Source organism: Methylomarinum sp. Ch1-1 (genome assembly GCF_030717995.2).
In the GTDB taxonomy this organism is placed as follows: Bacteria; Pseudomonadota; Gammaproteobacteria; order Methylococcales; family Methylomonadaceae; genus Methylomarinum; species Methylomarinum roseum.
In genome coordinates this window covers 3,769,374-3,783,276 of the sequence record NZ_CP157743.1, presented here as the reverse complement: position 1 = coordinate 3,783,276, position 13,903 = coordinate 3,769,374, and the positions used below count along the sequence as shown (strand labels likewise).

The window sequence follows — 13,903 nt, the reverse complement described above, 5'->3', positions numbered from 1 at the left end:
CAAAAAATAACCTGTCATTCAAAATACACTCACGTTCAACTAAAGCCGTTAAAGGCAAGGTGTTTTACATGAGTGTTCATCAATTACCCAGTACGGGTTATCTTCGATTGCCGCAAATAATCGGCGATCCAAAAAAAGGCATTCCTGCCGTTATTCCTGTTTCAAAAACAAGCTGGTATGAAGGCGTAAAAGCCGGTCGTTACCCAGCGCCGGTGAAGCTATCGCCGCGCTGTTCCGCCTGGCGGGTGGAAGATATTAAACGCCTCATCGATGAGGTGTCCGCGTGATGTTGGCATTGACAGCGAACAAAACGGCGGCTAAGATTAACCCGCACTCGCAAAAAACGAGTGCCGGGATTGAGACCCCGGAAATTACAGGCCAAAAGGCCGCGATTCATGCGGTTTTTTATTGCCCATCAAAAATTAAAGCGGGATTCATCCGCTTAAAATCTGTCATGGTGGGCTGCATTGGGCAGGCTTCGGCCTGGCCGGTTCCTGTATCCGGTAGTCTCAACCCAGTGCAGCCCGCCTCCCAACGATTGAGACCAATGAGAGGCGGTTACATCCTCAATACAGGAGCTACCGTCATGGTTAATCACACCCAAAATCCGCCCAAACCTCAGGGCAACATTCAATCAAAATTCGACCTTTTCAAACACGTCAACGGCGTTAAGACGTTAGTCTGTCGCGGCCTATCTTCGTCGCAAATCCAAGCCTTATTGCCAGAACTGCAAGGCCGTTATGGCTTGAAGTTCATCGGCATGATGGAGGGTTGAATCATGGCTATATCAACCACAGAAACACAAGCCAAGGAATTGGCGTTAATCGATGTATGCCTGGAGATCGGCGACATTGCCGGGTCAAACTGCCATTACACCGCCGGATTAAACCGCCGTATTGAGCAAACCGGGAAATCGGTCGAGCAATTGACCGTTGCCGAATTGCTGCAACTGCATCGGGAATTCAACACCCAGTTCAATGCCATTTATGGGGGTGAATCATGAACCCTATCACCATTGAAGCACCCAGAAAGCGATCACTTGATGAGATTCTAGCCAGGCAGGCCCAAGAGCGCGGCCTCGATCCAATGCCCTTGGAAACGGATTTATTGCTGAAACGCGTCAAGGACGGCGGCCACAGTGGGCAATTTCTAGCTGATGCCTTTATTAGCGCCTACCGCACCGATCAACCTTTCAACCATTCCCTGGGTGAACTGATCCGCCTGGATGCGGAAGGCTTCCGCCTGTTCCATGAGATATTGCATATCCGCCATGTTTCCCGCTGGCTTGATTCCGAGTATTACGAGATCGAGCAGCAAATCAAGGAGGTGATGCCGTGAATATTAGCGCCACTAGAAAATTATTCCCCGCCGCTGTTTTTGCCTACCAGGTCAAGATGGATAAAGGTAACGAGATTGGTATTGCGTTGTCGCCGATGTATGCAACAGAGGCCCAAGCAAACACGGTTTTGCAGAAAATCAAGAAAATACGACCAGGCGCCTATGTCGCGGGTATGACTTTTTTGTTTTCATCGATCGATGAGCCAGGAAGGGCCGCGATATTAGCAAGTATTCAGCAGCCCATCGGTGATGTGCGCGGTCATGCGAAACCTATTGCTTGGCTAGGTCTCGGTGAGAAAACAGGTAAGGGCAGAAAAGGTGATGCCGTGTTTGTGGTGGATGACTTCAAGCCCAGCGTTAATGCGGCAGAAGCGGCCAAGCTGCACGGCAAGGCCGAGCGGTTTATCCGTAGGCAACAAAAAACCCGACTTAATTGACCAGATTAAGCCGGGTTCATATCCCAAAAAACTACAAAGCAATTGTAACGGATTTTGAACCCGGCGAAAAGGAGTTTTAAAAATGACTGATTCTAATGAGGCCTGTCGCGGCGTTACGTGCGCGGAGACAGGCGTAATCGATAAAAGCGGCCTGGAGAATGTTATCGAGCAGATGCTTGCCGTAGGCCTAACAGGGCTGACTGAGCGTGATCTTATTGTGGACGGTGCGTTGCATCGTTTCCGGCCAGACTGGGAACCGAAGAAAAACAAAAAGCGGGCCTGGTACGTTCTTTTTCCATTCAGACTGGATGATGGAAAAGAGTTAGTTGCCGGGTCGTTCGGCTGGTTTAAAGGGGCTGAAACTTTTTCCTACAATGTCGGATTGCAGGCTATTCGGACTTTTTCAAAAGAAGAACGCCGGCGATATGCCGCAGAACAGGAACGCAAGCGTATTGAAGCGGAGCAAGAGCGACAAAGCCAGATCGAGGAAACGGCACAACGGGCGGCGGAGATTTGGGCAAAGTTGCCGTGTCGTGGACGATCAGCCTATCTTCAGCGTAAAAAAGTGGCGGCGTTCAATACGCGCTTTACGCGGGGATCCATCGTTTTGCCGGTTTATGGTTTTGATAAAAAGCTGACCGGATTACAGTTCATCGATGGCGATGGCAATAAAAAATTTCTAACTGGAACTGTAAAAAAAGGGCGTTTTTGCATTCTGGGTGAGCGTATCAAGTCAAATGATTTTCTAGCAATTGTGGAAGGGTACGCGACCGGAGCCAGTATTAGAATGGCAACAGGGTGGATCGTATTCATTGCCTTCGATGCCGGAAATTTACGGCCTGTCGCTGTCGCCGTGCGTGAACGCTATCCGTTGGCGAAAATTGTTTTATGCGCGGATGACGATATCGATAATCAAGATAATCCTGGGAGAACCAAAGCGACTGACGCGGCGCGCGCGGTTGGCGGGATTGTGATCTATCCCACCTGGAGATCAGCGACATGACAAGACAAGTGAAATCTGTCGATTTTAACGATGTGCTTGTTGAAAAAGGAATTGATGCAACCAAGGACATAATCTTAGATCAGGTGGCGGAAGTGGGACACGATGCACAGATAGATCAGGAGATTGAAAAACAGAATGCTTTGTTAAACCCGCCGCCAGTGCTGGCGGCGGCGGCTTATCACGGTTTTTTAAAGGACATTGTGGAGGTGGCAACCGCTCATAGTGAGGCGTCCCAGGTGGCGGTTGCGTCGAATGTGATTGCGTTATTTTGCGCTTCAATTGGCCGTGTCGCTTATCAGGACATCGGTGATGGATTATGCCATGCAAGGCCATTTTTTCTGCATGTGGGTAAAACCGGCAAGGCGAGAAAAGGCACGGCGGAGCATACGCCACGGCGAATTTTTCAAGAAGTTGGGCAACTATTGGGCGATGGTTTCCCAAGTCTTAAACGTCACGACGGCGGCTTATCGACCGGAGAAGGCTTGGGTTGGGTGATTCGTGATCCAATCGAAGGCAAGGGCGGCGATAACATTGATGATGGCGTGAGCGACAAGCGGTTGATGGTTGTTGAGGCTGAGTTTGCCGGAGCAATGGCGGCGGCTTCACGAGAGAAAAACAACTTATCGGCCATTATCCGCACGACGTGGGACGGTCGGACGATCAGCCCGCTAGTGAAGAATGCGAAATGGTCGGCAACAGATCCGCATGTAGTCCTAACGGGGCATATTACGGCGCCGGAATTGATAGAGAAAATGACGGCGGTTGATGCGCAATCCGGTTTCATGAATCGATTCATCATTTTGCACGTAGCTAGGCCGAAACTCGTTCCTTTACCGAAGCGAACGCCAAACGAAGAAATCAAACGCTTGGCGGTCAAGATTGCCGAAGCGGTGGAATATGCAACCAATGGCGATGTTACGAAACCGGGCCGTCTTGAAGTCAGGTTATCGCCCGATGCGGCGCGATATTGGACGCACCATTACCCAGAGATTACCAAAGATCATGACGGCATTGTCGGCGCGTTGCTGGTGCGGTCCGAAATCTATACCAGAATGTTGGCAATGATCTTTGCCTTGTTCGATCAGAAAAGCACTATTGAACGCGTACATATCGATGCGGCGTTGGCCTGGGTGAACTATTGGCAAGCATCGGTTCGTTACATATTTCAGACACTAGCGGCCAAAGCCGAATCTGAAAAGCTTAATGAAACGTCAAAAACATTGCTGGAGTTTATAACCAAAAACGATGGATGTACTCGGACGGCGATTACGAGCAGCTTCAGAAATAAGTTATCAGCGGCGGAGATTACCACTGCATTAAATGTGTTGCTGAACTCTGCACCGCCATTGATTAAGCAGGAAACCAAGCCAAGACCTGATGGAAAAGCCGGAAAGGGAACCACTGTTTTTTATACGGTGTAACAAATATTAGAAATCCGCGTAGAACTTTAAGAACTTAGTAACTTAGAGAGTTTACAAGGCTTACAGCTAGTAACTTAGCAGAAACTTAGGCAGAAACTTAGCTTTTATTTAAACAGGCATTTTCCTAAGTTCTTGCTAAGTTACCTAAGTTTCTTCGGCTGTAGGCCGCGTCATACCTCTAAGTTACCTAAATTACCTAAGTTCTGGCCTAAATATAAATAGAAAGTTTGGTTTGATTAAATCCAATTGGTGAAACATGACACTGATACAGAAATTAGGCTTTGCTCATTATTCAGACTATTGGTTGCATAGAAACCATAAGCCAAGAGCAGCAATAGAAATGAAACACACTAAAGCTCTGGGAAGAATAAAAACGACTGAGGTTAGTTATGGATCGGCGGCTGGTCATGCTCTCGACTGCAAGACCAATTAGCCGGGGACCCTGTACCTATATGCCACCCTAGCGGGTAATTCGAACCCCGGTTTTTTTGAATTTTTGTGGCTCTATAGTCTCGGCAGCAAGATACGGTTATGCTCTGTATCCCTTGTTAATCAAGGCATTAGATAGTTTTTATAAATATTAACCGAGAGTGTTTTCTCGGGCTAATTATTCTAATGATGTCGTTTTTCTCAAATTTTATTAATAAGGTGTTCATACAGATGAACGCCTAAGATATTAGGAAATAGCAAATGATTGATAAGGTCCAAAGCCTATTGAGGTCAATTGACCAGGGTAAACCGCTTAGTCCTGATGTGGCCGTCTGGCTTAAGCAAGGCATTGAACGGAAAATTAAGGTCGGTTACTCGCTGGATTCAACGTTAGGGTTATCTAGCCTCTATTATCAATTCCGGCGCGAAAAAAGAAACCGGCATATCAAGGCGGCCTGGACTTCCATTAACGACAATGATTTAACGGAATGGGGTAGATCGGAAAGGCTTGCCGAAATATTAAGAAATTTTGAGGCGGGGCGCTGGGAAAATATCAAATATGACAAGGAGCCACCAAAAAACCTGCCTGATACGCAGCGCCATTTATTTTGGGCGCTTAAGGCTGGTATCAAGATGCCGCATTCAGATAAAGGGCTGCACGATATTGTGAAGAAAGAAAGCGCCTAATTTTTCACTAATGCCGATATATGATGGTTGTGAATATCTTCCCTACGGGGCGATCCGAGAAAACAACTTAAAACAGGTGTCAATAGTGGCTAAGTACAACATTGCGAAGCTTAAGAAGCTGCAAAGAGAAGCGAAATCTCTACACGCTGAATATATGGCGTTATCTGACGAATATTTGCATTTTAAAGAGAATGTAGCGGAGCTGAGAAGAAATATTCAAGAGCATGATGGTTCTGCGGAGATAAATCAAAACAAACTTGAATATTTGGTCCGGACCGGGAAATTAAAAAAAGACGTTTTAAAACCGGGTTCAATCAGGTTTTTAGACTTCCCTTTAGAAAGCTTGCTCAATGCCTACGAGTTTCATCCAATTAACAATACCTTGGCAAAGGTCACGCTAGAAAGATACCTGGCGGCCGTCGAAGAACTAAACGAGCTATATGCCTACCGAGAAGAGGTTTTAAAAAAACATCAATTAATCCTTGGCTTACGTCAACGCTGTGAAGATTTTCTGAAAGAAAACGGCGTTAATATAGGCGGGACAGGCACTCACGGCTTAATCATTTCAGGCGGGATATAAGGGCGGTCAATATGGCAAATTTCAATGCAACAACAGCGATCTATGACGTTAAAAAGATTCGGGATCAAATAACCGAATTGCAAGACGAAAAACAATGGTTGGAGACAGCCAACCCCAACAAGGAAGACCTTATAAGCCGGTTTAACGCAAAAGTGGATTCTTACGCAGACGACGCCGGCCTTGTTCGTCGGCTGTTTGCCGATGTGGATATATTTACAACGGGCTTAAGAGGCCTCGGCGATGGAATCCAGGGGGTTAATCTTAGCGAGATGCTATGCAGCTTATTTGGCGAAGAAATCAAAAAAAACGTTGCTCAAAGAATCAGCGCCTTAGATTATGAAGCAGGCCCACCTAACGCTGAACGGAAATCATTGATTGCAAAAATTAATGCCGAGCTGGATAAATTGGAAACGAATGAAGAGCGCCTTATTCATCAAGCCGAATCTATCGGGATGAATATCCCGAGGAGAGAAAATGTTAGGCCGGAAATCTTCCTAGAATTCGCGGCAAATTAAAGTTTTTGGGGAGTGGTAAAGATGGCTATTTTGACAGAGAAAAACCGTGCCGGTGAGTTTCTTTTAAGCGAAGTTGACCCAACTTTTAGAGAGGCAATAACTTTGATTGCCGGGCAAAACCTGAAGGCTGGCGCCATACTGGGCAGAATTGAGACCGGGGCGGCCTCATCATCAGCTGACGGCGGCAATACCGGCGATGGGACGCTTAGCGCCGTTTCCCTTGTAGAGGGTATCCAAGCGGGTGATTATGTTCTGACAGTTACCACGTCGGCGGTTGATGGCGGTGAATTTCAAGTGACTGACCCACAAGGCGACGTGATTGGGATCGGTGCCGTAGGCGCTGCATTTACCGGCGGCGGGCTTTCGTTCACTTTATCCGATGGAACGATTGATTTTGTTGTGGGTGACCGTTTTATCATCACTGTGGCTGAGGGTTCCCTGAAATACACCCAGCTTAATCCCGCCGGGATCGATGGCAGCCAGTACGCGGCGGCCATTTTATATGATGATGTGGACGCTTCTTTAGCTGATTCTGAAGCCATAGCAATAGAACGGTTGGCTGTTGCTAATGACAGCTTGCTGGTTTGGCCGGCCGGCATATCGGCTGATGAAAAGGCGGGCGCGATCGGACATCTTAAAAGCAATCATTTAATGATTCGATAATACTTAGGAGCGAAATTGTAATGAACGATACCGAAATCAATGCCTTTTTAGACAAGATCGAGCATTATTTAGAAGTTTATGACGCCAGATACCGGCAACAAGGAAAATCAACCGATCTTGGGAAAATCGATTTTGTTAAGTTGCTGATCGATGAGGAGCGTTACCAGGCTTCAATTGCCCCATAGCTGAGGCTTGGTAGAGTTTTTGTAAAACAGCCTGTGCTCGCTGGCTGTGTTGCTTTGAGCCGGTTTTTACCGGCTCTTTTTTTGTTTGAGGGTTCTACACCAGTCGTTGACCCACTGACACATAGACCCACTGTCACATAGACTCGGTTGGGCCGTTGGATCTATCGGCGGTAACGGCGATGGCCGCGTGATTGGGCAGGCTGAGCCTATTATTTACTAACAGGAAACATTACCTATATCAAGAATCATGCCGGCCTGTATCCTATGAATATAAAGGCCTGTATGAAGTTGGCATGAAATCATGCTAGGGAATCGATTGTTTCCATATAGTGTGCTAATAGACTGGATGCCGGTAAAGTCAGACTGACTTAGGACGGAGCCAGGGGCGTCTTTGCGGCAACAGCATGTGGGTTAAGGCCGTCTGCCGAACGGTGTTATGTTAGAGGGGGTGTGGATAAGGTTAATTTCTTGATGGTATATTTGATGGTATCTTATGAATTTTGATTTTATAAGATATTGTATTTATAGATTTAATTAATCCTATTCAAGACAGGCCATCGCACCAATTTAAAGTTCGGAGTGATCCGGTAAAATTTAAAAACCCGCAAGTCATAAGGCTTAGCGGGTTTTTTTATTGGTTAAAAGTTTCGTTATTCTAAGAGTCTGGGCAAAAAGTGCGCGTTATTGGTGTAAATAGAAACTCTCTCAAAAACGCTTTATTACCGTGTGCATGAAAAATGAGCCAGCATCGTCAAAATTTTGCATTTATGGGGTGTGGGGAGGCAAAAGAAAATATGGCTATTAGCCCTATGACAGATCGGCTATTTGGTCTATAAGACACTGGCCTGCATCCAGGGCTCCCTCATTAAAAAATATCTGAACCAACACATTGGTTAATATTGCGTCATCCCTCTGGTCGGGGCGGGTTATTTAACCCGCCCCAAACGTTTAACTTACTCTAGTCACGGTTGAATCGTTCAGGACCTCGTTGACCTGCATTTCGCAGCGACATGCGGACTACTTGCGCCGCGGCTCTGCATCGTAGGGCGGCTTCGCGAAAACCCCGCACCGGAGGCAAAATTGGCCGTTGTGCGTATCCAGTCGGATTGCCTGTCGGCGAATCCACGGCTGCGATGTCAATGTAAAGCCGATCGTCGTCCAGCGTCGTCTTCCTGCGTAGGATGTGCTGAACAACGTGAAGCGCATCGAAACAAGGTGCGCTTCCTGACGTCAGCACACCCTACCCGCACCCGGTAGCCAACGTAGGGCGGCTTCGCGAAGCAAGCCGCCAAAACCCCGCACCGGAGGCAAAATTGGCCGTTGTGCGTATCCAGTCGGAAAAAGGGGACAAGGAAAAAGGGGACAGCGGAAAAAGGGGACAGGCTGCTTTTATATCAAAACAAATTGGTTAAGATATGTAATAGCGTCAGCTGGAAAGCGCCGCGGAAGACCCAGAAAAAGAGTGGAGCATGAGAAAAGTAGCCTGTCCCCTTTTCTCCTGTCCCCTTTTCTCCGCATCCGCTATGACGGCAGGCACCTTGAGGCGCCCACCGAAGGTGATTGAGAATAGGTGTAGAGAGAGTGTAGAGCTTGAAATATTTTAGGCAACAAGTGCTATTGTTTCAGCATCATGCTTGTATTAGGGTCGAGTGGAATACTGAAGTCTACAGAAGCAATAACAAGATTTGATGCTACGTCGACGACTTTAGCCGTAACAAAGACCGTGTCAATGCCGGCAGCGTAAGAGCCGACAACCACGGCGTTAGCTTGATGTTTATTGCTAATGCTTTTGACTTGTCTTGATAGGAGAAACTCTCCGCCTTTTTCAGTAATATAGATATTTTTCCTTAAAAGCAGTTCAACTACATTATATTCATAGTTTGTGAATTGTGTAACAAACTGTTGGCTAAGTATGCGACCTAACGCCGTTGAGCGCGTCAAGTCGTTGACATCTACAAAGCTTGCAACGATGATTGAGCTTCCTCTACCCAGTCTATTTTGGGCTTGTTTAATTAACGCTTGCGCAGCAAGCTTTCCATGGGAAACGGTTAACCTATCTTTCGGCAGTTGGCTATATGGGGTTGGCTTTGGTGATGAAGAGCAGCCTAAAAATATTAGGCTGGCAAAGCAACAAATAATTATTTTTCTATATTTCATTTTAGTCTCCTACTACGTCAAAATTTATTGAGGAATTTCCAGTAGTAGGGGAGGTACCTAAATAATTCATGCTATTTTTGGTTTCTATGTAATAAATATTCGAATTAGATGAAACGACAAGATTGTCCTTATGTGCCTGAGTGGTTACAACAACTTCTGTAATCGAGCTCAAGTTTTTTAATAGTTGATCTTTTATTGCATAGAAAGGGGCTTTGACGACTTCGGTTGCCTCTGCAGTAACATAATAAACAAAAGTGGAGAGTGGGAGAAAAGTATCCGGTCTTGATGAGGATTTGTTATGAGTCACCACATTTATTTTATAGGAGATGGTTGTGGCTGATGGGATGGGGTCTTTGATAACTGCGGCATTATTTTTGACTAGGTTGCTAGTTAAGAGGTCGTAATATGTTTCGGAGAAAACAGTCGCGAAGTTTGGTTTTTTTATCATCACTGGCCCTTTAACCCGCTGTAGCAAATTCTTCGCTTCATTCTCGGCTAATAAATTCCAGTGGGATGCGGAAGCTGATTTAATTTGTTGGCTTTTTTTGATAGTAAGGGCGTCTGTAGAAATTCCATCGGGTCGCTCATATTTTCCTGCCGGTTGATAAGCGCACCCTGATAATGTGTAAGTCAGGGTAAGACACATTATTGTTTTTATTTTCATGATATTTCCTTCGATCAATTGATAAAGTTGTTATGCAGTTTTCTCGCATCATGCCGGATTTCAGTATACAGGCTAAGTGTTTTTAATAGAAGTCGTCCTAAGATCACGTATGTAAGCAAATACTTTCTTTATATAAATTAAGTGAAAAGGGGACAGGCTGCTTTTATATCAAAATAAATGGCTATGTCACCGTTAGATATTGAAAATTTTTTATTTTTTGTGAAAAGTCTTATTTAATGCGGAACATGGCATTTGCTCAAAGCCGCATGAATTAAGGATTCCACATTTAACGGTGACATAGCCTAATTTAAAGGGCGGTACACTTTTCGATAGCCGACTTCATTGAGATACGACTCATTTTAGACCGTACCTACCGCTCCATTTGTAATTATTCAGACACCCTAACAATTGGCAAGGCCGGTACCGGCAAGCCTGACCGCTGACTTGCGATCACTTGTGCCAAATAAATCCACGGTGACTGATTTCTTTTGCGGCAGGTTTCAATGACGCTGATTAAAATAGCGAACACACGCGTCCCATTTTCCGAGCGCGTGCCATAGCAAATGCCGCGTAAAATAACCCAGTGGCGCAACGCTCGCTCCGCTTCATTATTCGTTAAGGGCTGATGCGGTTGATCCAGAACTTGAAAAATAGCTGTCCAGTCATTTAGCATTTCCGTGGCTAATGCTGCTGTTTTCTTATGTTCATGGGTTTTCATTTGTATACACATCTGCTGATAGAGCAGTAATTGCAGGCGATAAGTTTCAGAAAGTGGCGTATCAGGTGGTGTTATTCGCGCTTTGCGTACCGCACCTATCAACACAGCCAGTAAATCGTGCGTTTGTTGACCAAAAGCTGGGCGTCTCTGTTTAAGCTTTCATTGAGCCCTTTCGCTTTACGCAGAAGATGAGCCCAGCAACGTAACCGACTCAGATATTTGCGATAAACCGTGTAGCCATCGCTCATTAACCAACCATTAAAGTCGTCGCCTAAAAGATTTTCCAATAATTCAGCGCTACGCGTAGCAATCCAATAGGCTGTGACGCGATTCGTACTGAACACCCATAACCAAAGAAAAGTCGTGTGCTCCATCCAGGAGGTTTCGTCTACATGCAGCAATTCGCTGTTAATGATTTCTTGTGCAAACTCATCTTCAAGCGGCATAGCCGCTGCGCCACTTTCATGTAGGGTATTATTGATGGTGCCAACACTTAATTTAATACCTAACCAGTCATATAAAATTCCTGAATACGCTCACGCGATAGGCGCATACGGTAGGCAAGACAAACAATCATTGCTGCCAGTCCAGGCCCCACTAAACGCCATTCAGTTCGGCTAATACCCGGCAATTGAGCATGACTGCTACGACTGACTTCTTTGCGCGTGATATGTCCATTGGCGCACACTACTTCATAGAGAGTGTGCTTGGTATGGGTGACTAGAATGCCTGGATGCTCAACATCGCCCCATTCGACATTGATTGTTTCATACGCGGCATAGGCGATAGCATGACGCGGCTCTAATGTTTGATGGCAGCAGGCACATATTTCAGGGTAATGATCTTGATAGTGGGTAATGGCTAGCTTTTGTGTTCGGCCAAAGCCTTGTGCGCCTGGTTGTTTGCCGGGTTTGCGGGGTTCTTGATGTTCATTGTTAGGATCAGCGGACTGTTGCTGATCTTTTTTAGAAGGCGACGGGGGGGTGACGGTGTCTTCCGTTTCAGCAGACTTATCGATCTCCGTTTGTTCTTGATCGTTTGTATTATCTGTAGCTGCTTTATCCCAAGGCGCTTCGCTGCTAGGTGGACGAGAGCTGTTGCGCGAATTTTGGCTTAAGCGCTCACGCGCTTCTTTTAGGTCGTTAAGTAACTTAATCGATAGGTAACGTAATTCCTCTTCCGGTAAATTGAGAAGCTCGTCTTCATCGATTTGGCTTAGGTCCTGGTTACTGAGTTGCATGGGATAAATACTAAGGCTTCTTAATGGATTTGTACAATGTTCTTGTGTCGGTTTGTCAATTATTTTGTATTTTCAGCTAGGGTGTGTGAATACTTACCTCCATTTTGCAATCACTTTCCTGATCTTTAAGTGAACAACCGGAATCTTTACTGTATATGACGAGGGCTCAACAATGACCGATACAAAGGAAAAACCAATCAAACCCAAGAACCGAACAACAGCTCATCTCACAATACTTCTTTCGGATACGGGCACGGGGAAATTACCGACGATTTTAGCGCGTTACTCAGCGTTTTCGGTTTCGATAATTTTTCGACCAAACTGAATCGGAAAGCACTCAAGATTGTCCGCCGCCAACCCCTGAATCAACCATTTTCCATGAACAAGAAACAGGTTTTAGAAAGACTTGGCGAAACGCAGACAGCAGGGTGACTTGTTATTTCCTGCTGCTATGAGGGTTATGGCCGATCAACGTTTACGCACAACCTGATAGGGGCGATTGAAATAGCCTAGCGGTACGCTCCAGATATGCACCAAACGGCTGAATGGAAACACCAAAAAAAGGGTGATACCAAAAAACAAATGCAGTTTAAACAGGAAATTGATATCGGCAATCACATCGGCCGCGCCGCTTCTAAACGTGACGATGCGTTGCGCCCATTCCGACAGCAGCAACATACTGGAGCCGTCGTAGTGATAAATAGACACCGGTAAGGTAAGCAGGCCCAATACCAATTGAAAACCGATCAGCAGCAGGATGAAAATATCCATGCGACTGCTGGTCGCGCGCACCCTGGGGTCGGTCAAGCGGCGGCGGATTAACGGATAAATCCCGGCCAGGCAGATACCGCCGAAGATACCGCCGGCGATTACCGCCAATATTTGCTTGGCAGAGGTGGAAATACCTAAGCTGTGATAGACAGCCGGCGGCGTCAACAGACCGATGAAATGTCCGAAAAATAACAGTAAAATTCCGATATGAAACAAATTATTGCCGCGACGAAAAGCATCGTCAGAGCTTAATAATTGACTGGAACCGGTACGCCAGCTAAATTGGTCGCGCTCGAAACGCGCCAGACTGCCGAGTAAAAACACCGTCATCGCGATGTAAGGGTAATAGCCGAACAAGAGCGTATTCATTGAGGTAGTCCTTCTTCAGAGAGAGCGATTTCGCGGCGACTTCAAAATTTGATCGCGCGGCGTGATAGTAATCGGATTGACGGTTCCGGTTTGGGTTTGGCAAGGTTCGCCAGCCGCCATGAAGCTGACGGCTTCTTCCTCCCAGATGGCATCCATATTAACCAGCGACTCGTCTTCGCCTTCCACGGCGGCCTGTCGCCGGATATCGGCAATATCTTCCGGCTCGCCGGCAATATCCGCCAAGGCATCGAAAATGACATGAAACCTGCTGCCGCGCTCCGCTAGGCGGGCGCCTAAAAGGCTAAGCACCGGCATGGCATCGCGCAGCAGTTGCAGGGCTTGTTCGCGCGAGGCGAGTTGAGTCAGAAACTCCAAGAATAACGGAATGAAATCCGGCAGTTCCCGGGCACTCAATTCGAAACCATGGGTTCGATAGAGTTCAAGCAGATCGATCATGGCCTGGCCGCGATCCCGCGATTCGCCATGGACATGTTCGAAAATATGCAGCGATAAGAATCGGCCGCGGTCGAACAACGCCACATAACGCTCCTGCAGGTCCAGTAAATCGGCGCCGCGATAGGAATCGATCAGGGACTGGACCGCTTTTTTGTGGACGTTGGACAGATGCGTTTCGCGTTCGATAATCTCCGCCATTTCACCGAGCGCATCCAGTGTCTCTTGTTGCGGATAAGTGAGCAACACCGACAGAATTTTAAAAGTATGCAT

19 protein-coding genes are annotated in these 13,903 nt (G+C 46.6%); 12 read left to right on the top strand and 7 right to left on the bottom strand.

The features are described 5' to 3' along the window. Window positions 1-68: 68 nt before the first annotated feature. The 12 genes from Q9L42_RS17300 to Q9L42_RS17245 all read left to right on the top strand — a co-directional run bounded on the left by Q9L42_RS17300 (window position 69) and on the right by Q9L42_RS17245 (window position 7,258). A complete protein-coding gene (locus Q9L42_RS17300) occupies window positions 69-287 on the top strand; it encodes a helix-turn-helix transcriptional regulator (RefSeq protein ID WP_305907178.1) in 219 nt (72 codons plus the stop codon). Further along, window positions 287-775 (top strand): hypothetical protein, encoded by a 489-nt coding sequence (locus tag Q9L42_RS17295; RefSeq protein WP_349431494.1) that lies wholly within the window; start codon window positions 287-289, stop codon window positions 773-775. Before Q9L42_RS17300 ends, Q9L42_RS17295 begins: the two co-directional genes overlap by 1 nt. 3 nt (window positions 776-778) lie before the next feature. Further along, a complete protein-coding gene (locus Q9L42_RS17290) occupies window positions 779-1,003 on the top strand; it encodes a hypothetical protein (protein WP_305907180.1) in 225 nt (74 codons plus the stop codon). Next, window positions 1,000-1,338 (top strand): hypothetical protein, encoded by a 339-nt coding sequence (locus Q9L42_RS17285; protein WP_305907181.1) that lies wholly within the window; start codon window positions 1,000-1,002, stop codon window positions 1,336-1,338. Before Q9L42_RS17290 ends, Q9L42_RS17285 begins: the two co-directional genes overlap by 4 nt. Continuing rightward, a complete protein-coding gene (locus tag Q9L42_RS17280; RefSeq protein WP_305907182.1) occupies window positions 1,335-1,775 on the top strand; it encodes a hypothetical protein in 441 nt (146 codons plus the stop codon). The genes Q9L42_RS17285 and Q9L42_RS17280 overlap by 4 nt, the downstream gene beginning before the upstream one ends. 82 nt (window positions 1,776-1,857) lie before the next feature. Further along, complete coding sequence (locus Q9L42_RS17275) at window positions 1,858-2,778, top strand: toprim domain-containing protein (RefSeq protein WP_305907183.1); 921 nt, start codon at window positions 1,858-1,860, stop codon at window positions 2,776-2,778. Beyond that, the gene (locus tag Q9L42_RS17270; protein WP_305907184.1) at window positions 2,775-4,199 is read left to right on the top strand and encodes a DUF3987 domain-containing protein; all 1,425 of its coding nucleotides are present in this window, start codon (window positions 2,775-2,777) and stop codon (window positions 4,197-4,199) included. Before Q9L42_RS17275 ends, Q9L42_RS17270 begins: the two co-directional genes overlap by 4 nt. Before the next feature lie 690 nt (window positions 4,200-4,889). Then, window positions 4,890-5,315, top strand: a complete 426-nt coding sequence (locus Q9L42_RS17265; RefSeq protein ID WP_305907185.1) for a hypothetical protein — start codon at window positions 4,890-4,892, stop codon at window positions 5,313-5,315. Window positions 5,316-5,400: 85 nt separating this feature from the next. After that, window positions 5,401-5,895: a hypothetical protein gene (locus tag Q9L42_RS17260; protein WP_349431493.1), complete on the top strand. Its 495-nt coding sequence runs from the start codon at window positions 5,401-5,403 to the stop codon at window positions 5,893-5,895. Window positions 5,896-5,906: 11 nt separating this feature from the next. Continuing rightward, on the top strand, window positions 5,907-6,410 hold the full coding sequence (locus Q9L42_RS17255) for a hypothetical protein (protein WP_305907187.1): 504 nt from the start codon (window positions 5,907-5,909) through the stop codon (window positions 6,408-6,410). A 21-nt stretch (window positions 6,411-6,431) separates the two neighbouring features. Continuing rightward, on the top strand, window positions 6,432-7,073 hold the full coding sequence (locus Q9L42_RS17250; RefSeq protein ID WP_305907188.1) for a head decoration protein: 642 nt from the start codon (window positions 6,432-6,434) through the stop codon (window positions 7,071-7,073). Between the two features lie 20 nt (window positions 7,074-7,093). Continuing rightward, window positions 7,094-7,258 carry a hypothetical protein gene (locus tag Q9L42_RS17245; protein ID WP_305907189.1) on the top strand — a complete coding sequence of 55 codons (165 nt, stop codon included), beginning with the start codon at window positions 7,094-7,096 and terminating at the stop codon, window positions 7,256-7,258. 1,614 nt (window positions 7,259-8,872) lie between these two features. Here the strand turns inward: Q9L42_RS17245 and Q9L42_RS17240 are convergent. The 7 genes from Q9L42_RS17240 to narJ all read right to left on the bottom strand — a co-directional run bounded on the left by Q9L42_RS17240 (window position 8,873) and on the right by narJ (window position 13,903). Then, window positions 8,873-9,415: a FlgO family outer membrane protein gene (locus tag Q9L42_RS17240; RefSeq protein WP_305907190.1), complete on the bottom strand. Its 543-nt coding sequence runs from the start codon at window positions 9,413-9,415 to the stop codon at window positions 8,873-8,875. Window position 9,416: 1 nt separating this feature from the next. After that, window positions 9,417-10,079, bottom strand: coding sequence for a hypothetical protein (locus Q9L42_RS17235; protein WP_349431492.1), 663 nt, complete (start codon window positions 10,077-10,079; stop codon window positions 9,417-9,419). 388 nt (window positions 10,080-10,467) lie between these two features. Then, the gene (locus Q9L42_RS21545) at window positions 10,468-10,902 is read right to left on the bottom strand and encodes an IS66 family transposase (protein ID WP_349431147.1); all 435 of its coding nucleotides are present in this window, start codon (window positions 10,900-10,902) and stop codon (window positions 10,468-10,470) included. Beyond that, window positions 10,896-11,279 (bottom strand): IS66 family transposase, encoded by a 384-nt coding sequence (locus Q9L42_RS21540; protein ID WP_432648905.1) that lies wholly within the window; start codon window positions 11,277-11,279, stop codon window positions 10,896-10,898. The genes Q9L42_RS21545 and Q9L42_RS21540 overlap by 7 nt, the downstream gene beginning before the upstream one ends. Window positions 11,280-11,302: 23 nt before the next feature. Further along, window positions 11,303-12,037 carry a DUF6444 domain-containing protein gene (locus Q9L42_RS17225; RefSeq protein WP_349431491.1) on the bottom strand — a complete coding sequence of 245 codons (735 nt, stop codon included), beginning with the start codon at window positions 12,035-12,037 and terminating at the stop codon, window positions 11,303-11,305. A gap of 468 nt (window positions 12,038-12,505) precedes the next feature. Then, window positions 12,506-13,177: a respiratory nitrate reductase subunit gamma gene (gene narI, locus Q9L42_RS17220; RefSeq protein ID WP_305907193.1), complete on the bottom strand. Its 672-nt coding sequence runs from the start codon at window positions 13,175-13,177 to the stop codon at window positions 12,506-12,508. Between the two features lie 15 nt (window positions 13,178-13,192). Further along, window positions 13,193-13,903 carry a nitrate reductase molybdenum cofactor assembly chaperone gene (gene narJ / locus Q9L42_RS17215; protein WP_305907194.1) on the bottom strand — a complete coding sequence of 237 codons (711 nt, stop codon included), beginning with the start codon at window positions 13,901-13,903 and terminating at the stop codon, window positions 13,193-13,195.